Here is a 19,245-nt window from a genome sequence, read left to right as displayed (position 1 = left end):
CCGCTGAAAGAAGCCCGGCCGCGCGTTTACCCACGCGTGGCCGGGCTTTTCCGTTTTGATGGTCACCCTTGCTAAAGCGTCGCAATAACATCCCGTTGACCGCGCGCGAGGGAACCGCCAAAAGGGAAGGTATGAACAGGGGTGGATCAGCATTCAGCGGAATGGTGACACGTCGCTTTGCGGCGTGGCTGCTGCTGGCTGCCCTGGTGCTGCGCGGGTTGATCCCGGCTGGCTTCATGCCTAACCTTGATACCGGTAACGGCCAGGGCTGGCTGGTCATCTGTACCGGCGCGGGCGAACGCAGCATCAAGCTGGATGATGGCACCGGCCAGCATGGCCCGGTGGATCAGCACCAGCAGGGGCTTTGCCCCTTTGCGGCCCTGGTGGGCTTCACCCCCATCCTTTTCCTGGCGGCCCTGTTGCTGCCTTTGCTGCCATGTCGGCTGATCCGGCCGCTGGCGGTTTGCGTCCCCCTCTCCCGTCTTCTGGCCTGCGCCCCACCGGGCGCCAGGGCGCCGCCACTGGCCATCTGATCCCCCGTTTCAGATGTCCCGCCGGCCGTTGGTGCCGGTGGCTACGGTTTGCCCTGATATTGAGGCAGCGGGGAAGGCCCCGCCTGCCGGAGGACGTGAAATTGTCCCCTCTCTCCCTGCGCGCCCGGAGCCTGGCTTCCGTGGCGTTGTTCGCCCTTGCGCCCCCCGCCCTTGCCGAAACAATGGAGGTGGCGGATGCCGCCGGCCAGATGGCGGAAGTGATCGTGGTCGGCCAGCGTGACGCGCCGATCAGCATCGAACCGCGTGGCCTGTCGGTCTCCCTGGGCGAGGAACAGTTTGCCGCCATCAATGCGGTCAATGTCGAAGATTTGATGAAATACGCGCCGAATTTCTTCGTGCGCAAACGCTATATCGGCGACGCCAACGGGGTGCCCGGCTTCCGGGGCACCCATTCCACCCAATCGGCCCGCACGCTGGTGCTGGTGGATGGGTTTGTCATCTCCAATTTCCTGGGTAACAGCTTCGGTTTCCCGCCCAAATGGGGCGTGGTGGGGCCCGGGGAGGTGAAACAGTTCGATATCGTCTATGGCCCCTATTCGTCGCGCTATGCCGGCAATTCCATGGGCGGCATCATCTCCATCGCCACCAAGCCGCCCGCCGACGGGACAGAGAGCTTTGCCACCGCGCAATATTTCGTGCAGCCCTATAAGCAGTACGGCACCGACAAGAAATTCCAGGGCTATACCGGGGAGGCCGGTTTCAGTTGGAAGCAGCAGGATGGGCCGTGGAGCGCCCGGCTCTCCTATCGCCGGCTGGAGAATGAGGGCCATCCCCAGCAATTCTATCAGTTAAGCGAGGTCAAGGGCGGAGCCGCCGGCACGCCCGTCACCGGTGCGATCACCGATCCGGAGCTGATCACCAAAACCCCGGTCTCCGGGGCCTATGCCACCGATGATACGGCCCAGGATCAGCTGCGCGCCCGCATCGGCTATGATTTCAGCAATGGCTGGAACGCCACGGCCATGCTGGTGGCCTGGCTGTCGGATGGTGACGGCACCAATCCGCAAACCTATCTGCGCGATGCCAATGACAACCCCGTCTTCACCACGGCCAATAACCGGGTGCAGGTGGCCGGCAAGACCTACACACTGCCCGCCCTGAACCTGTCCTTGTCGGAGAAGCGGGAGTTTCTGGGCGGGTTGCGGCTGGCCGGCCCGTTGGCCGACTGGAACGTGACGCTGAACCTGTCACATTATCTGGTCGACAAGCAGCGCAGCCGCGCCTCCACCGGCTATGATAATGGCATCAGGAACGGGACCGGCACCGATACAAACCAGGGCGATACCGGCTGGTGGACGGGTGATTTGCTGCTGGAACGCCAGTGGGGCCGCCATGATCTGGCGGTCGGCATCAACAGCAACCTCTATTACACCGATCAGACAACCAACAATGTGCAGAACTGGCGCGCGGCCAGCGCGCCCAGCTTCGCCAGCCGCACCCAGGGCAAGACGCGCCAGCTTGGCCTCTTCATTGATGATGAATGGCAGGTGGCGGATGCGGTCTGGCTGACCGGCGGGGCCCGGCTGGACCAATGGCGTGCCTTTGACGGTTCGATCGGCACGCAGAGCAAGACCGGGCCACGCTTCCAGGATTATGCCGGCCGCCAGAAAACTGCCGTGAACCCCACGCTGGGCATCCGCGCCGAACTGGCGGAAGACTGGATGGCCCAGCTCTCCCTGGCCACCACCACCCGCTTCCCCACCGTGGGGGAGCTGTTCCAGGGCAAGTTTGACAGCAACAATAATTTCGACTTTGGCAGCTTTGATCCCAACCTGAAGGCAGAAGAATCGCGTGATGCCAACCTGATGCTGCATCACAAGATGGGGGATGTCCGCCTGACCGGCAGCCTGTTCTATCAGCGGGTGGAAGATGCCATCTTCAGCCAGCAAGGTTTCAACCAGTTCGGCGTCATCACCACCTCCTTCAAGAATATCGATCTGGTGCGCCAATGGGGCATGGAAGCGATCATCGAGGCGGTGGATGTCGGCCTGGATGGGCTGGACCTGGATTTCAACGCCGCCTGGATCGATGCCCAGACCGTGCGCAACCGCTCCGTTCCCGCCTCCGAAGGGGTGCAGTTCCCGCGTATCCCGAAATGGCGGCTGAACGGCAATCTGCGCTATCGGCTGGCGGAGGATTGGAAATTCTCCACCGGCTGGCGCTATGCCTCGCGCCCCAATACCAATCTGGAAGGCACCCAGCGCGGTGACACCTATGGCTATACGTCGGAACTGATGATTTTCGACGCCAAGCTCTCCTGGCAGGTCACCGACCAGACAGAGTTCAGCTTTGGCGTCGATAATATCGGCAATGACAAGGCCTGGGTCTTCCATCCCTATCCGCAGCGCACCTTCACCGTCGAACTGAAATGGAAGGGCTGATCCGATGAGCGTGGCGAGCCTGGAAAGGCCGGCCCGGCAGGGCTGGCTGGATTACCGTACCATCTGGCGCTGGCATTTTTATGCCGGGCTGTTTTGTGTGCCCTTCATCATCATCCTGTCGATCACCGGGATGCTCTACCTGTTCAAACCGCAGGTGGAGGCCTGGATCGATCGGCCCTATAACAGGCTCGCCCTTGCCGGCCCCGCCGCTGATGCCGATGCCCAGGCGGTGGCGGCGGTGGCCGCCGTGCCGGGGGGACGGCTGCAAAGCTATATCCTGCCGGAACCAGGCCAGGCGGTGCGGGTGCTGGTGCGGGACAAGGGCGGCACCCTCTGGCGTGTCTATGTCCACCCGGAAAGCCTGGCCATCCTGCACAAGGTGGCCGACGAAGACCGGCTGATGCAGCAGATCAAGCGCATCCATGGTGAATTGCTGATGGGGGATCGCGGGTCGCTGCTGGTGGAACTGGCGGCCTGCTGGGGCATTGTCATGCTGGTCAGCGGGCTTTACCTCTGGTGGCCGCGCAACGGCCAGGGCTGGGCCGGCACTGCCTATCCGCGCCTGCGGGCGGGTGGGCGGACCTTCTGGCGGGATATCCATGCCGTGGTCGGCTTCTGGATTTCCCTGCTGGCCCTGTTCTTGCTGCTGACCGGGTTGCCCTGGGCCACCGTCTGGGGGGCGGGGTTCAAGATGGCGCGGGAAGCGACCGGCACCACCGCCGGCCGGCAGGACTGGACCACCAGCCGGGCGGCGGAAAAGGCAGCCGACGCGGCGGAAGATGCCGCCGCGTCCCATGCCCATCACCATGACCCGGCCATGATGCTGGCGGGCGCCGTTGGTTTGACGGAGATCGCGGCACGGGCGGCCGAGCTGCATATTGCCGGCCCGGTGCTGATCAACCCGCCCAAGACCGCCGATGGCCCCTGGGCGGTGCGGGGGATGAGCCAGAACCGGCCGGAACGCGTCTCCGTGGACCTGGACGGCATGACCGGGGCGGTGCTTTACCGCCAGGATTTCGCCGACCGGCACATCATCGATCGTGCTGTCGGCATCGGCGTCGCCGCCCACGAGGGCCAGTTGTTCGGACCCTTTAACCAAGCGCTGGGCGTGCTGGCGGCACTGGGTTTGGTGCTGCTGTCGGTCAGCGGGGCGGTGATGTGGTGGAAGCGCCGGCCCACGGGGGCCCTGGGTGCCCCGCCGGCCCTGCGCTTCCGGGGCAGTGCTGCCCTGATGACGGGCTTGTTGCTGGTCTTCGCCCTGTTGCTGCCCGTGCTGGGGGCATCGCTGATCATCATCGGCTTGCTGGACCTGTTGCTGTTGCGGCGTCTGACGGGCGCGCGCCGCTGGCTGGGGCTGCGGCCGGCTTGAGGCCCGCTGATCGCCAGCGATCAGCGGGAATTGGTATATAAGGGGTTGAGCGCCCCCCGGTTGATGGATTAGCATGGTATAAAGATATACCATCTATCTGCCCAACAGGGGGCGCTGAAAGGGTCTGGCGATGCGTTTTGAATCGACCATGGTGCGTGAGGAAAAGACGGCCCGCGAAATCTATCAACGGGTGAAGGCGAACCCGACGCGGGCCAAATTCGGTTTTGGCCAACGGCTGGCCATTGTGAATGTGGATTTCCAGCAGGCCTATACCAGGCCCGACCTGTTCCCGGTGTCAGCCTATGTCACCGACCCGGACCAGATCGCCCATGTCAACCGCATCAGTGCGGCTGCTCGCGCGCTGGGGATGCCGGTGGTCTGGACGCGTGTGTGTTATAAGGCAGATGGCGGCGATGCCGGCATCTGGGGGACGCGCACCAACACGCCCGACAGCCTGCAGAACATCGCCAAGGATAGTGAGCGCCATACCTTCGATCCACGGGTGGAGATCGATGCGGCGGTGGACTTGGTTTATGACAAGCGGATGCCGTCCGCCTTCCATGAAACGCCGCTGCAATCCTATCTGGTCTGGCACAAGATCGACACGGTGGTGGTGACCGGCGGCAGTACGTCCGGCTGTGTGCGCGCCACGGCGGTGGACAGCCTGTCGCGCGGCTATCGCACCATCGTGCCGGAAGAATGCGTGGCCGATAAGCATGAAAGCTATCATTTCGCCAACCTGACCGACCTGCTGCTGAAATATGCCGATGTGGTGGGTGTGGCGGAGGTGGAGGCGCATCTGGCCGCCCTGGCGGTGACGTAACCGCGTCTGCAGCGCCAACCGCCCTATCGATATCGCATCCTTCCGGGAAACCAAGCCCATGCACCGCGATCCCAATCTCTATGATTTCTGGCCCTATCAGGACCGGCCAAAGATTGTCTGGCCGGGGGAAAAGAAGCTGGCCTTCTGGGTCGCCCCCAATATTGAATTTTACGAGCTGAACCCGCCCATCAACCCGTCGCGCAAGCCCTGGGGCCGGCCGCACCCGGATGTGGTGCCCTATTCCGCGCGCGACTGGGGCAACCGGGTCGGCCATTGGCGCTTGATGGAGGCGATGGACGAATGCGGCGTGCGCGGCTCCATCAGCCTGTCTTGCGCCATGCTGGACCACCACCCGGAAATCATTCAGGCCTGCGTGGACCGGAACTGGGAATTCTTCAGCCACGGCATCTATAACACCCGCTATTCCTATAATATGACCGAGGCGCAGGAACGCGCGGTCATCGAGGACAGCATCAAGTCGGTGATGGATGCCACGGGCCAGCGCATCCGCGGCTATCTGGCCCCGGCGCTGACCCATACCGAACGCACCATGGATCTGCTGGCGGAATATGAATTCTGGTACAGTTGCGACCTGTTCCAGGATGACCAGCCCCAGCCGATGAAGGTGAAGGGCAATAACCGCTTGATCTCCATGCCCTATAGCCTGGAAGTCAACGACGTCATCACCTATGGCGTTTATCATCAGAGCCCGCGCGCCTATGCCGACGCGCTGATGCGCCATTTCGACCAGTTGCTGGAAGAGGGCGCGGAGACGGGCACGGTGATGTGCATCCCGCTGCACGCCTATCTGGTGGGCCATCCGCACCGGATGGGACCATTCCGCGAGGCGCTGCGCTATATCACCAGCCACCGCGATGATATCTGGGTGACGACGGCGAAGGAAATCGCCGAATTCTACCTGGCCAACCATTACGACCAGTCCCTGGCCGACATTCAGGCGCGCGGCTGCGCCCGGCCCGGCACCGGCTTCAATCCCGCAGGAGATGCGGCATGAGCACCCTTCCCGACAGCTATCTGGTCTATCCGCAGCGCAAGGCCGGGCCGGACCATGCCCATTATCCGGCCGCCCCCCTGCCCGACCGCCGGCCCATCGCCCTGCCGGGCGGGTTGAAGCTGGGCCTGTGGGTGGTGGTGCCGCTGGAATTTTTCCCGCTGAACCCGTCTGGCCAGCCTTTCAAGGCACCGGGGGCGATGCAGACGCCCTATCCCGACCTGCGCCATTACACGACGCGCGATTATGGCAACCGGGTCGGCGCCTATCGCCTGTTGAAACTGTTCGCCAAGCTGGGCGTGAAGGCCACCTTCGCCGTGCAGGGGGCGGTGGCCGAGCGTTACCCGCAACTGGTGCGCGATGTGGCAGCGGCGGGGCATGATATTTGCGCCCATGGCTGGGATACTGACGCGCTGCACCATTCCGGCCTGTCGGCGGCGGTGGAAAACCGCTACATCGCCGACACGCTTTCCGCCATCGAAACAGCCAGCGGCCGGCGCCCTACCGGCTGGATCAGCCCGGCCCGTGCAGAGGGTTTCCAGACCCCGGCCCGGCTGGCCGCTGCCGGCCTGCGCTGGTTTGCCGATTGGGCGCATGATGATCTGCCCACCCGTTTTGCCACGGAGTCGGGCGATCTGACGGCCCTGCCGCTGTCCAACGAGCTGGATGACTGGCAAATCCTGATCGGCTATTCCCGGCCCGAGCATGAATGGGTGGCGCAGGTGGGCGATGCCGCCGACTGGCTGCTGGACGAGGCGGCGCGGATGCAGAGCCCGCGCCTGCTGACGCTGACCATCCGGCCCTATGTCAGCGGTCTGCCCTATCGCATCAAGCCGCTGGGCGACAGTCTGGCCGGCGTGCTTGCCAGGGCAGGTTGCGGCTGTGTGCAGCCGTCTGAATTGACAATCATTTGATTGTCAATGACCTATCAGGCAGGCTTGCGCGACGGCGCGATCCGATATAGCTGAAATATCTACCCTAGAACAGGCGAGCCGGCGGAGATCGATGGACCAGCCCAACACCCATACAGGACTGAGCCCGGACCAGTTGGATCATTCCGCCCCGACCCCGCTTTACCACCAGATCTTCCTCGTGCTGCGGGAAAAGATCAGGACCGGGGAATTTCCGGCCAATTCGGTCATTCCCGGTGAGCAGGAACTGGCGAAGCTGTTCGATGTCTCCCGCATCACCGTGAAGCGCGCGCTGAATGAGCTGGCGGCCCATGATCTGGTCAGCCGGCATCGCGGGCGCGGCACGGTGGTGACGGCATCGGCCGCCCTGCCCCAGGTCCATGGCAGTTTCGACAATCTGATCGAAAGCCTGAAGACCCTGGGCCTGGAAACGGAAGTGGAGATACTGGAGACCAGCGACGGCCCGGCCTCCAGCATCGTCGCCGATCTGCTGGATATTGAGCCGGGCAGCCCGGTGCAGCGCGCGGTGCGCCTGCGCAAATTATCGGGCGAGCCCTTCTCCTATCTGGTGCAGTACATGCCGGCCGATATCGCGGCCCGGATCAGCCGGCAGGATATGGAAACAACGCCCACCCTGGTGCTGCTGGAACGGATCGGCGCCGCCGCGCACGAGGCGGAACAATGGATCACCGCTGTGGCGGCCGAGCCGCCGCTGGCCGCCCATCTGGGGCTGGACCCCGGCGCGCCGCTGCTGCGCATTGAACGGGTGATGCGGGACAAGTCAGGCCGGGCGGTGCAGTTGCTCTATGCCCATTACCGGCCCGACCGGTTCAAATACCATATGCGCTCCAACCGCAAGGGCGGCAGCAGCGCCTGGAAATCGGAAGGGTAAGCGGGGGTTGTTCCCCCCGCCGCCGTCCTGTCCTGATCAGTGCGGTTCCTCACCGCCGGAGACATTCATGCTTTCGGCGGTGATATAGATGGCCTCGTCGGAGCAGAGGAAGGCCACCGCATTGGCCGTATCCGCCGGCACACCGGGGCGGCCCATGGGGATACGGCCCTTCATGGCATCCAGATATTGCTCCATCGTCATGCCAAGCTGCTTGGAGAAATATTCATTCTGCCAGGCGCCCAGCCCGGTGGTGACATGGTTGGGGCAGACATTGTTGACGGTGATCTTGTGGCGGCCCAGTTCAATCGCCGCGGAACGCACCAGCCCGACCAGACCATGCTTGGAGGCGCAATAGCCGGCGGCGAACGGGAAGCCCGACTTGGCGGCCTGGCTGGCGATATTGATGATGCGCCCGCCCTTGGCCGCCGGCACCATGATTTCAGCCGCCGCCTTGATGCCGTTGAAACAGCCGGTCAGGTTCACATCGATGACCGCCTGCCATTCCTCGACCTCCAGCTCCAGCAGCGGCTTCATGATGTAGCCGATGCCGGCATTGTTGATCCAGAAATCCAGCCCGCCCAGCTTCTCTACCGCGAAGGCCGCCATGGCGCGCATAGAGTCGATCTTGCGCACATCGCAGACGAAGGTTTCCACCCGCGATCCGGTGCTGGCGGCAATGTCGGCGGCCAGGGCCTGCATTTCCGACATGCCACCGATCATGCTGTCGGGCGTGGCGGCATCGGCGGAACGGCCAATATCGGACAGCACGATGCTGGCCCCATCAGCGGCTAGCCGGCGGGCAATCGCCTCCCCCAACCCGGCCCGGCGGCCGGACCCGGTGACCACGGCAACCTTGCCGGCAAAGCGGCCTGTGTTCTGCGACATGATGTGAAGTCTCCCTGTTTTTGGGGGGCTGGATGATGGTTTTTAGTCGGGTGGGTGGGTAGGGCTTTCACACGAAGCCGCTTTCTCCCCCTTGTACAATGCACCCTTCATTATGAGCCCTCTCTACCGTCACCCCGGCGAAGGCCGGGGTCCAGTTTCGTAGAGGAAAACGCTTGTAGCCCCTGGACCCCGGCCGCAGCATGGGTGACGGTGGAGCAGGGTGGAATGGTTGAGCGATACGTCCGCAAAAGCCCACCCAGCCCTCCGTCGGGTGGCTCACCCCTTCACCGCCCGCCCCGCCGCCCGCCCGGCCAGCCGGCCCAGCGTCACGGCCATGCACAGCCCTGCCCCCGGCAGATAGCCGGACGGGCCGGGGCCGCCGATGGAACGGGCGGCGCCGCCGCCGGCGTAAAGGTTGGGCAGCAAGCCCCCATTCACCCGGCGGACCTGGGCATTCTCATCCACCAGCAGCCCGCCCTGGGTATGGAACAGCGCGCCGGTGACGCGGGCGGCGTAGAAGGGCGATGCCAGCGCCGGGCCGGGGAAGGCACGGCCAAAACCATCCTGCGCCCCGCTGGCGACAAACCCCGCCACCTCCGCCATGGTGCGGGCCAGCCCCGCCGGATCGATGCCGGCCTGTGCCGCCAGCCCTTCAATATCGGGGGCAGAGCGGATGCCGCCCAGGCCCGACAGCACCTTATATTGCGGCAGCTCCTTGCAGTTCTGGTGGATGCGATCGTCATAGATCACCCAGGCCACACCGCCCGGCTGGGCGATGACGCGGGCACCAGCACCGGAGACATCCTCCAGCTCATGCCCGAAGCGCTCACCCTGCTGGTTCACCTGCACCCCGCCTTCGATCAACAGGCGGGGATTGACGTCGATCCCCTGCGGATCGGCCAACAGGCCCAGGCCCTGATAGGCATCCATGTCGCCCAGACCGGCCCCCAGCGCCTTGCCCCACAGGATGGCGTCGCCCTGGTTGCCTTCCCAGCCGAAATAGCGGGCATGGGCCATGGAGGGGATGTTTTCCGCCACCATCTGGTGATTGCCGCCAAAGCCGCAACTGGCCAGCACCAGCGCGTCACAGCCGATATCCTCCGTGCTGCCATCGGGGCGCTGCAGGCGCACGCCCGTCACCCGCTCCCCATCGGCATAAAGTGCGGTGACATGCGCGTCGGTCAGGATATCGGCCCCCGCCCGCTCGCACGCCGCCACCAGCCGTTCCATCAGGTCGGCGCCGGTGCGGCCGGGGGTGACATGCATCCGCATCACGCTATGGCCGAAGGCGGGCGTCCAGCCGGTTTCCAGCACCAGTTCCACCCCATGCCGTTCGGCCAGCCAATCCAGCGCCGGGCCGGATTCCGCCCCCACCACACGGGCCAGCAGCGGGTCGGCCGTGCCATGGGTCTTGGCCATCACATCCTGAAAGAAGCGTTCTTCGCCATCGTCGACGCCATGGCGTTTCTGTTCAGCGGAGCCGGAGGCGCAGAGCGCGCCCAGTGACATGGAGGTGCTGCCCTGCGGCAGGGGATCACGTTCCAGCACCACGACCTCAACCCCCTCGTCACGGGCGGCCAGCGCCGCCGTCAGGCCACAGGCACCACCGCCCACGACCAACAGGGGGACGGTCGCCTCAAAAGGCGTGTCACGGGTCAAAATCACCGACATGCTGCTTCCCTATCATTACCCGGATCTGGATTTTGAATGGTATAATGACATACCATTATGTAGGTTTGAACCGGAATCCGCATCCGTCTCAGGAGTTTCCGCCTTGCCCAACGCCGCTGAAATCCTTGTCGATCATGTCCTGTCGCAGCGCTGGGCCGATCTGCCCCCGCAGACCCGCAGCATGGCGGCCACCTTCCTGCATGACAGCCTGTGTGTCGGCGTGGCCGGGGCCAAGGCCGCCCATGCTGATGATGTGCTGACGGCCGCCCGCCTGTGGGGGGAGCCGGGGGCCGATGGCGGCGGGCGGGTGATGGGCAGGCCGGGCCTACGCCTGCCGGCCCCCCATGCGGCCTTCGTCAACGCCTTTCAAATCCATTCCCAGGAATTTGACTGCGTGCATGAACCGGCGGTGGTGCATCCGCTGGCGACCATCGCCTCTGCCCTGCTGGCCGAAGCGGATCGCAGCGGCCCCTATGATGGTGAACGGCTGTTGACGGCCCTGGTGGCCGGGGTGGATGTCGCCGCCGGGTTGGGGGTGGCGGTGACAACGCCACTGAAATTCTTCCGCCCAGCCACGGCGGGGATTTTCGGCTGTGTTGCCGCCATCGCCAACCTGCGAGGCCTGTCGCGCGACGTGACCTTGAATGCTTTTGGCTATGCCCTTGCCTATGCATCCGGCACCATGCAGGCGCATGTGGAGGGCAAGCCCACCCTGCCCTTGCAGATCGCCGGTGCCGCCCGCTCGGCCCTGCAGGCGGTCGATCTGGCGCTCGCCGGGCTGCCCGGCCCGCTGGGTTCCATCGATGGGCCGTTTGGCTATCTGACCCTGTTTGAGACGGGGTACGATATCAACCGGCTGCTGGATGGTTTGAAAGGCCGCCACCGGATTGAGGAGGTGAGCTGGAAGCCCTTCCCCACCGGCCGCGCCGCCCATGGCGCCATTGTCGCCACCCAGATGCTGATGCGCGAACAGGGGGTGACTGCCATCAACCTGAAAAAGCTGACCTACCGCGCCCCGCCATTGATCGCCCGGCTGGTCGGCCGCCCGGCCAAGGCGGAGATGGCACCGGCCTATGCGCGACTGTGCTTTGCCTATCTGGGCGGGGTGGTGCTGACGCGCGGCACGGTGGGCCTGGCCGATTTCGGGGCGGAGCGGCTGAACGATCCGGACATTGCCGATATCGCCCGCCGGATTGTGGTGGAGGATGATGGCAATCCCGACCCCGCCGCCTTCGTCCCGGCCCGCGCCATTGCCACGCTGGTGGATGGGCGTGAGATATCGGTCGAGGTGACGGCCCAGTTCGGCGCCCCCTCCTGGCCGCTGTCGCGCCAGGAACATCTGGAAAAGGCCCAGCGCTGCCTGGAATTTGGCGGCGCCGGCGGCCGGCATGAGGGGGTAGCAGCCTTGTTCGACCGGCTGGCAGAAGAAAAGGACGCCGCCGCCGCAATCTGGGCCGCCCTGGAGGGCTGATATGGAAAAGGGGTGGCGCCCGGTGGCACCGCCCCTTTTTCGTCTTTCGCGGATCAGCCCAGCTTGTCCGTGGTCAGGAACACCACGTCGGCCAGGGTCTGGAACTCTGCGGCGATGGCCTGCATCTTCTCTGTGGCGATATCCTGGCCGAAGGCGGCCATATCGGCGATATCGATGATCTCCACATATTGATAGGGTGCCGCCCCGCCCGTCAGGGAACCGGTGACGCGGAACACCTCGAAGCTGTCGATGGACTTCAGGCCATTGACCACCGGCAAATCCTTTTCCTTGGCCCAGGCTTCATATTGTTCAACGCTGACGCCGGGCTTCAGGTTGAAAAGGGCGACGATGCGGCTGGACATGGGAATATTCCTTTCTTTCTCTTTCAGGCCGGTTTGACGGCGGGGAAACTGGTGGGGTAGCGGCCCAGCAACATCAGCAGGATGGCACCCGCCACGAACATCACCGCCGATGCGATCAGGATCGGCGTGTAATTGCCATGGGTGGACACCACATAGCCGTAGAGCGGCGGGGAGATGGCCGAGCCACCGGCGAAGGCGGCATAGAGCATTCCGTAGATGCGGCCATAATAGGCCATGCCGAAATAACGCCCGGCCAGATAGGCGATCAGGTCGGTTTCCGCCCCCGCCGCAAAGCCCAGCATCACGGCGGCCAGCACGATCAGGGCCAAAGGCGGCGCATCGGTGATGAAGATGCCGCAGGCCAGCGCCGGCATGGACAAGAGCGGCAGCGCCACCAGCGGGGCCCAGAACCGGTCCACCAGCAGGCCGGTGCCAACCCGGCCGACAATGATGGACAGGCCGACACAGCCGGCAATCAGGGCGCCGGTGCCGTCACTGATCCCCTTCAGGCGGATCATGTTCTGCAGGTTGGTGTGGAAACCGCCATAGGCGATGGAGACCAGCGTGAAGGAGACGATCATGATCCAGAACCGCTTGTCCCGCAGCGCCGCTGCCAGGGTGAAGCCCGTCTTCGTGCTGGTGCCCGCATCGGCGCTCGGCACCTCCCCCAGCTTGGGTTCACGCATGAAGGCGATGACGACGGGCAAGGCCACCAGCAGCGGCAGCAGGGCGATCACGCCATAGGCCCACCGCCAGCCGGCATTATTGATCAGATAGACGGTCAGGCTGGGCAGGATGAAACCGGCCACCCCCGTCCCCAGCAGCATGATGCCCAGGGCCAGGCCCCGGTTCTGCACGAACCAGAGATTGACCGCCCGCGACCAGGTGATTGGCGTGGAACCGATCCCCAGTAGCCCGATCAGCACATACATGACATAGAACATGGGCAGGCTGCTCACCAGCCCGACCCCGGCAAAGGCCAGCCCGAAGCCGATCAGCGACAACAGGCCGACACGCCGGGCACCATATTTATCGGCCAGCGCGCCAACGATCGGCGCCATGATACAGCCGGTCAGGCCATAGCACATGATGCCGATCATGATCTGGCCGGGATTCCAGCCGAATTCCGCCGATAGCGGTTTCAGAAACGAACCGATGGTGTTGAAGGGAACGGGCGAGGCGCCGCACATGGTGGCCACCAGGGCCGCCAGCAGTACCGTCCAGCCGCGGGAAAACTCCCCTTTTCCGGCATCACGCATCACACGCCCTTCCCTGTTTCGATCAGTTCAAAAATCTCGCCATCCGGCCCCAGCACCGTGGCCACCCGCCGGCCCGCATAAAGCGGCCCGTCACGCCGGGCCGGCGGCGACAGAAAGGGGGCCGTCACCTTGTCCAGATCATCGATATTGAAGCTCAGCACCGCATTGCCGGGGGGCAGGCCACCGTCCGGCCGGGGCCGGGTGATGGTGCCGGCGGGGTAAAGGTCGATCTCCGCCACCGGCAGCCGGTCCACCTTGGTCATAGTGATGGTGGTGCGGTTGTCGGCCGGCAGGCCAAAGGCATTGTTGATGACGCTATAGGGGATGTTGTAGGTGCCGCCCTCGGCAAAGCCCAGTTCTTCCACCTGGAAGGCCAGCGATGCCTTGATGTCAGAGGCCGCCAGGATGGCGATGAAGATCGTGTCCACCCCGGACCCGGCCATCGGCAGGTCCAGGTCGCTCATCGATTTCAGCACCTGATTGAGATAGACGATCTCCCCACCCCGGCCGATGGCCTGCATGGGGATGAAATTGCTGAAGCCTTCCACCAGCTTGGGCGGGCCGATGATGGTGAAGCCGCTATCCTTCAGCCGTTCATGCAGGGCGAAGACATCTTCCACGGTGATTTCATAGGCAACCCAGCCATAGGAGCGGGCCGGCCGATAATCCGGCGTCGGGGACACCTCCACCAGCCGGTAATAGCAGCCATTGCCGCTGGTCGGACGCAGCAGGGCGGTGCGGGCACCGGCCACGCCGGGGGCCCCCCAGCTTGCAGCCAGATCGGCGGCAACCTGCCCCTGTTCCAGCAGTTCCAGCCCCAGCACATCGCGGTAATCGGCCAGCGAGGCATCGAAGACCGGCGTGGCGATGGTGCCGCACTTGATCCGTCCGTGACGGTCGAAGGATTCTGTCATCAGGTCTCACCCGGCCAGGAAGGAAAGGAAAAGGGCGGCACGCCCGGACACATCCGCCGGACGCGGTTGGATATTGGCCCGGGCCAGCATCCGCGCCACCGCCGGCACCTGCCCATAAAGCGGGTCGCCCGCCACCACGGGCAACAGGATGGGCATCGGCACATCCGCCAGACGGACAGCGGCATCATGATCAAAGGCGGCCCGCAGGGCATCGCCCTGATGAGTGGGCTGTTTCAGCATGTCCAGTAGACGCAGGAACAGCGATTGCCCCTCCAACGCCGCGCTGTCAGAGCGCACGGCGGCGATGCCGCCATCCTGCGCCGGGAAGCTGGCCGCCGCATCGCGCAGCGCGTGCCAGCCGCGCAGCACATGGGTTCCCGCCCGATCCGGCGCCAGCGGGGCCGCCAGATAATCCAGCATCCCGGCACGGGCCTCCGTCCCCAACAGTGGCATCCCATCCAGCACGGCGCGCTGGATCGGCAGGCCCGCGCGCAGCAGGGCCAGGGCCAGCGGCACGGAAAGGCCATTTGCCACCAGATCGAACGGCCCCAGTTCCAGCACCTTTACCGCCTGGGCCAGGGCCGTGGCATAGGCATCCGCCGTGGCCAGGGGCAGCGGGTCGGACTGGCCGCAGCCCGGCAGGTCCGGGGCATGAACCGGTCGGCCACCAGCGGCCAGGGCTGCCTGCAGCCCCGCCGCTGCCATGGCCCCGCCCGGCAGATCATGCAGCAGCAGGATGGGCCGGCCGATGCCGGCATTGGACTGCACCCGCATCTGGCCATGGGGCAGATCGATATAGTGGCTGAAGGGGCCGCCGATGGCGACCACCGGGGCCGGCACCGCCTGCATGTCGGCGCGATAGCGTTCGAACATGTCCTTGATATGGGCCATCCACTGGCTGCGGTCGGCCGAGAGGCGGGCCACCGACAGGCCCGCCGGGCCGGGGCTGGGCAGCAAGTCCAGGCAACCGAACAGCACATCATCCGCACGGGCGAAAATCTGCGTCGGGGCGGTGATACGGCCGACATTGTCCAGGGGCTGATGTTCCATGGCGGCGCGGTAAGCGCTGGCATAGTTCGGCCCGGCCATGGCGTAATCCAGGAAATAATCATGGATTTCCGCCAGCGGCGGCTGGGCGATGGGCATCCGGCTGGGGGGGCTGGCGGCAAACCAGGGGAACCAGCGCCAGGTGTCACGCACCCGCGTCCATTCCCGCACCAGGAAAGACCCGTCCGCATCCACCGTGAAAGGGCGCATATAGGCATCGATGAAGGCCGGATCGGGCTTGCCACCCTTGGCGATGGACAGGCCATCCAGCAGCGCCACCGCCACCTTTTCCGGGTGGCGGACGGCGAAATCCAGCAGAATTTTGGAACTGGTGTGGAAACCGTAGAAACCCGCCTTCTCCAGCCCCAAGGCGGCCACGGTGGCCGCCAGCGCCTCGGCGAAATCCGCCACTTCCAGGGCCCGCCCCTGGCGGGTGAGCGGGGATGATTCCCCGTAACCCGGCGTATCCAGGGCGTAAACCGTAAAGCGGTCGGCCAGATGGCGGATCAGATCCAGATGCAGCAGGGACGAACGCGGGCTGTCATGCAACAGCACCAACGGCGGGCCGGAACCCGCGCGGCGGTAATGCACCTGCCCGCCGGCAACTGCGACATAGGCTTTACAGATTTGTGGTTCCGCCACACCCTGCACTCCTGTTCCGTCCGATTTTTGCTGCCGGTGCTTATGCCGCACGGCTTTCTATTGGCAATATGGTATATAGGTATATAAATAGATCAATATAAAAAGCAGCCAGATAAAAGGTCCGGGTCCATGAACATGCTTTCCCCCACCCTTCCCACCCCGCCCACGGGCAGTGACGCGCTGGCGGTACGGCTGGCCGGTATTGTCGGCGCCGGCAATGTGCGCCGGGACGATCCAGCACGCGAGCTTTTTTCCCAGGATGTCTATACACGCGGCAGCGAAAGTGCGGCCCTGGTGGTGGCACCCGCCGATACCAGCCAGCTTGCTGCCATCATCGTGGCGGCACGGGAAGCCGGGTTCGATTGCGTGCCGCGCGGCGGCGGGATGAGCTACACCAAGGGCTATCTACCGCAATCGCCCAACAGCGTCTCGCTGGACCTTGGCCGGATGGACAAGGTGCTGGCCGTGCGGGCCGACGATATGGTGGTGACGGTGCAGGCCGGCTGCACCTGGAAGACATTGTATGAAACGCTGGCCCCGCTGGGGTTGCGCACACCTTTCTGGGGGCCCTTGTCGGGCCTGATCTCCACCATCGGCGGTGGCCTCTCTCAGGGCAATGCCTTCTTCGGCGCCGGGCACCATGGCACGGGCGGGGAAAGCGTGGTCGCCTACACGATGGTGCTGGCCGACGGGCAGATTTTGCGCACCGGCGCGCGCGGGGCCGATGGCGACAGCCCCTTCTATCGGTTCTATGGCCCGGATGTCGCCGGCCTGTTCAATGGCGATTGCGGGGCCTTCGCCATCAAGGCGGAAATCACCCTGCGGCTGATGCCGCTGCCCAAGCACGAAGCCTATGCTTCCTTCTCCTTCAAGACCGATACCGACATGTTCGCGGCGCTGACCGGCATGACCAGGGCCGGCATCGCCAGCGAATTATGCGGTTTCGATCCGCGGCTGACCCGCATCCGGCTGAAGCGCGCCTCGCTTTCCGCCGATCTGGGGGCGTTGAAGAATGTGGTCGGCAAGCAGGGATCGCTGCTGAAGGGCATGAAGGAGGCGGCGAAGATCGCGCTGGCCGGCCGCAGCTTCATTGATGATGGCGATTTCGCCCTGCATGTGGTGTGTGAAGGCCGCTCGGCCGCCGGCGTGGCCGATGATCTGGCCGAAGCGCGGCGCATTGCCGCCGCCTGCCATGGAACAGAGGTGGAAAACACCATTCCCAAGGTTATGCGTGCCCAGCCCTTCATGGCGCTGAATTCCATGGTCGGCCCCAATGGCGAACGCTGGGTGCCGATCCATTGTCTGGTGCCGCTGTCCCGCGCCCACGCGATTTTCCAGGCAATCGAAGCTGAATTCGACGCCATGCGCCCGGAACTGGATGCGCATGGGGTGGAAAATGCCTTTCTGTTCAGCGGCATGTCCACCAATGCCATCCTGATCGAACCCACCTTCTATTGGCCGGATGCCATGCTGCCGGTGCACCATGCCTATGTTGAACAGGGGCATATGACCAAGCTGCCGGTAAACCCACCCAATGCGGCGGCAGCCGCCGTGGTGGAACAGGCCCGCCAGCGCCTGCTGGCCCTGTTCGCCCGCAACGGGCTGGGCCATTTCCAGATCGGCCGCACCTATCCCTATTATGACAGTCGGGATGCCGCCAGCCGTATCCTGCTGGCACAGGTCAAGCACACGCTGGACCCCGATCGCCGGCTGAACCCTGGTGTGCTGGGCCTGTGACAAGCCGCCCGGCCTGAGGCGAACCGCCACGCATCGACAATTTCAGTATCAGCCCCTATAGCTGGCGGGATTGTCGATCTGGTGGTGGTTCCCGTGCAGAAACGTCCTTCGTACCCCGCCCGTCAGCGCCCGGCCCTTCCCCTGATCGCGGGGAGCGGACGATGAGCGCGCCGTTGCCGCCGCTGGCCAGCATCCCGCCCGACGTGGCGGCCGTCAGCGATTATGAGCCCCTGGCCCAAGCACGGATGAGTGCCGCCACCTGGGCCTATTTCGCCGGCGGGGCCGGGGATGAATGGACCCTGCGGGAGAATGTGGCGGCCTTTGCCCGCCATCGCCTCTGCCCCCGTGCGCTGCGCGACCTGCGCGGCGGCAGCACCCGGACCCGGCTGTTGGGGCTGGATCTGGCGGCCCCGATCCTGCTGGCCCCGATTGCCTTCCACCGTCTGCTGCATCCGGAGGGGGAGCTGGCCACCGTGCTGGCGGCCGGTGCGATGGAAACCGCCATGGTGGTCAGCACGCAGGCCAGCGTGCGGCTGGAGGATATCGCCGCCCGCGCCCAGGCGCCGCTCTGGTTTCAACTCTATATCCAGCCCGACCGGGCATTCACCGCTGATCTGGTGCGCCGGGCGGAACAGGCCGGTTATCGCGCACTGGTGGTGACGGTGGATGCCCCGGTGAACGGGATGCGCAACCGGGAACAACGCGCCGGCTTCGCCCTGCCGCCCGGTATCGGCCCGGTCAATCTCCAGGGGATGCGCCTGCCGCCAGCCGGGCCGCCGGGGGGGCTGCTGTTTGGCAACCCGCTGCTGGAAATGGCCCCCCGCTGGGATGATCTGGTCTGGCTGCGCGGGCTGACCCGCCTACCGATCATCCTGAAAGGCATCACTCATCCGGACGATGCCAGACAGGCGGTGGCGGCGGGGATGGATGGGCTGGTCGTCTCCAACCATGGCGGACGAACGCTGGACGGGATGCCGGCCAGTATCGACCTGCTGCCGCCCATCGCGGCGGCGGTGGGCGGACAAATCCCCATCCTGCTTGATGGCGGCATCCGCCGGGGTACCGATGTGCTGCGCGGCCTAGCACTGGGCGCGCAGGCGGTGCTGATCGGCCGGCCCTATATCTTCGCCCTGGCGGCGGCCGGGGCGCCGGGTGTGGCCCATGTCATCCGTATCCTGCGGGCGGAACTGGAACTGGCGATGGCGCTGACCGGCTGCCGGGATGTCAACGCCATCGACGCTTCCATTCTCACCGGGTGATCCGTACCAGGGGCCATTCATCATGACTGTTGGTACGGCGGCGACTGCCGCCGTAC

At 65.0% G+C, this 19,245-nt stretch carries 16 protein-coding genes; 10 read left to right on the top strand and 6 right to left on the bottom strand.

Annotated elements, in window-relative coordinates:
- The first annotated feature begins 161 nt into the window (after positions 1 to 161).
- The 7 genes from GE253_RS06830 (at position 162) to GE253_RS06800 (ending at position 7,942) form a co-directional block, all read left to right on the top strand.
- Positions 162 to 533, top strand: a complete 372-nt coding sequence (locus GE253_RS06830; RefSeq protein WP_173012533.1) for a DUF2946 family protein — start codon at positions 162 to 164, stop codon at positions 531 to 533.
- A gap of 95 nt (positions 534 to 628) precedes the next feature.
- Positions 629 to 2,935, top strand: coding sequence for a TonB-dependent receptor (locus GE253_RS06825; protein WP_211101369.1), 2,307 nt, complete (start codon positions 629 to 631; stop codon positions 2,933 to 2,935).
- A 4-nt stretch (positions 2,936 to 2,939) separates the two neighbouring features.
- Positions 2,940 to 4,304, top strand: a complete 1,365-nt coding sequence (locus GE253_RS06820) for a PepSY domain-containing protein (RefSeq protein ID WP_153203358.1) — start codon at positions 2,940 to 2,942, stop codon at positions 4,302 to 4,304.
- Between the two features lie 130 nt (positions 4,305 to 4,434).
- Positions 4,435 to 5,127: an isochorismatase family protein gene (locus tag GE253_RS06815; protein WP_247878504.1), complete on the top strand. Its 693-nt coding sequence runs from the start codon at positions 4,435 to 4,437 to the stop codon at positions 5,125 to 5,127.
- A 58-nt stretch (positions 5,128 to 5,185) separates the two neighbouring features.
- Entirely contained in the window at positions 5,186 to 6,142 is a 957-nt protein-coding gene (locus tag GE253_RS06810; RefSeq protein WP_153203357.1) for a polysaccharide deacetylase family protein, read from the top strand.
- Positions 6,139 to 7,053, top strand: a complete 915-nt coding sequence (locus GE253_RS06805) for a polysaccharide deacetylase family protein (protein WP_153203356.1) — start codon at positions 6,139 to 6,141, stop codon at positions 7,051 to 7,053. Before GE253_RS06810 ends, GE253_RS06805 begins: the two co-directional genes overlap by 4 nt.
- 91 nt (positions 7,054 to 7,144) lie before the next feature.
- Positions 7,145 to 7,942, top strand: a complete 798-nt coding sequence (locus GE253_RS06800; protein ID WP_089289979.1) for a GntR family transcriptional regulator — start codon at positions 7,145 to 7,147, stop codon at positions 7,940 to 7,942.
- A 36-nt stretch (positions 7,943 to 7,978) separates the two neighbouring features.
- Here the strand turns inward: GE253_RS06800 and GE253_RS06795 are convergent, their stop codons facing one another.
- A complete protein-coding gene (locus GE253_RS06795) occupies positions 7,979 to 8,827 on the bottom strand; it encodes an SDR family NAD(P)-dependent oxidoreductase (protein WP_153203355.1) in 849 nt (282 codons plus the stop codon).
- Between the two features lie 276 nt (positions 8,828 to 9,103).
- Entirely contained in the window at positions 9,104 to 10,498 is a 1,395-nt protein-coding gene (locus tag GE253_RS06790; RefSeq protein ID WP_153203354.1) for an FAD-dependent oxidoreductase, read from the bottom strand.
- 103 nt (positions 10,499 to 10,601) lie between these two features.
- Between GE253_RS06790 and GE253_RS06785 the strand changes: the two genes are divergently transcribed.
- On the top strand, positions 10,602 to 11,969 hold the full coding sequence (locus GE253_RS06785) for an MmgE/PrpD family protein (protein WP_211101368.1): 1,368 nt from the start codon (positions 10,602 to 10,604) through the stop codon (positions 11,967 to 11,969).
- Positions 11,970 to 12,022: 53 nt separating this feature from the next.
- On the opposite strand, the gene GE253_RS06780 is transcribed toward GE253_RS06785, so the two are convergent.
- Genes GE253_RS06780 through GE253_RS06765 form a run of 4 tightly spaced genes read right to left on the bottom strand, consistent with a single transcriptional unit; the run spans position 12,023 to position 16,193 of the window.
- The gene (locus tag GE253_RS06780) at positions 12,023 to 12,331 is read right to left on the bottom strand and encodes an REDY-like protein HapK (RefSeq protein WP_153203352.1); all 309 of its coding nucleotides are present in this window, start codon (positions 12,329 to 12,331) and stop codon (positions 12,023 to 12,025) included.
- 23 nt (positions 12,332 to 12,354) lie between these two features.
- Positions 12,355 to 13,590, bottom strand: coding sequence for an MFS transporter (locus tag GE253_RS06775; protein ID WP_153203351.1), 1,236 nt, complete (start codon positions 13,588 to 13,590; stop codon positions 12,355 to 12,357).
- Positions 13,590 to 14,504, bottom strand: coding sequence for a VOC family protein (locus GE253_RS06770; RefSeq protein ID WP_153203350.1), 915 nt, complete (start codon positions 14,502 to 14,504; stop codon positions 13,590 to 13,592). The genes GE253_RS06775 and GE253_RS06770 overlap by 1 nt, the downstream gene beginning before the upstream one ends.
- Before the next feature lie 6 nt (positions 14,505 to 14,510).
- Positions 14,511 to 16,193: an alpha/beta hydrolase gene (locus GE253_RS06765; RefSeq protein ID WP_153203349.1), complete on the bottom strand. Its 1,683-nt coding sequence runs from the start codon at positions 16,191 to 16,193 to the stop codon at positions 14,511 to 14,513.
- A gap of 129 nt (positions 16,194 to 16,322) precedes the next feature.
- Here GE253_RS06765 and GE253_RS06760 point away from each other — a divergent pair, with 129 nt between their 5' ends.
- Both GE253_RS06760 and GE253_RS06755 read left to right on the top strand, forming a co-directional pair.
- Complete coding sequence (locus GE253_RS06760; RefSeq protein ID WP_211101367.1) at positions 16,323 to 17,930, top strand: FAD-binding oxidoreductase; 1,608 nt, start codon at positions 16,323 to 16,325, stop codon at positions 17,928 to 17,930.
- A gap of 161 nt (positions 17,931 to 18,091) precedes the next feature.
- Positions 18,092 to 19,189 (top strand): alpha-hydroxy acid oxidase, encoded by a 1,098-nt coding sequence (locus tag GE253_RS06755; protein ID WP_153203348.1) that lies wholly within the window; start codon positions 18,092 to 18,094, stop codon positions 19,187 to 19,189.
- Positions 19,190 to 19,245: the final 56 nt, after the last annotated feature.

This window comes from Niveispirillum sp. SYP-B3756 (assembly GCF_009495745.1).
Taxonomy (GTDB): domain Bacteria; phylum Pseudomonadota; class Alphaproteobacteria; order Azospirillales; family Azospirillaceae; genus Niveispirillum.
This window is presented reverse-complemented; position numbering and strand designations above follow the sequence as displayed.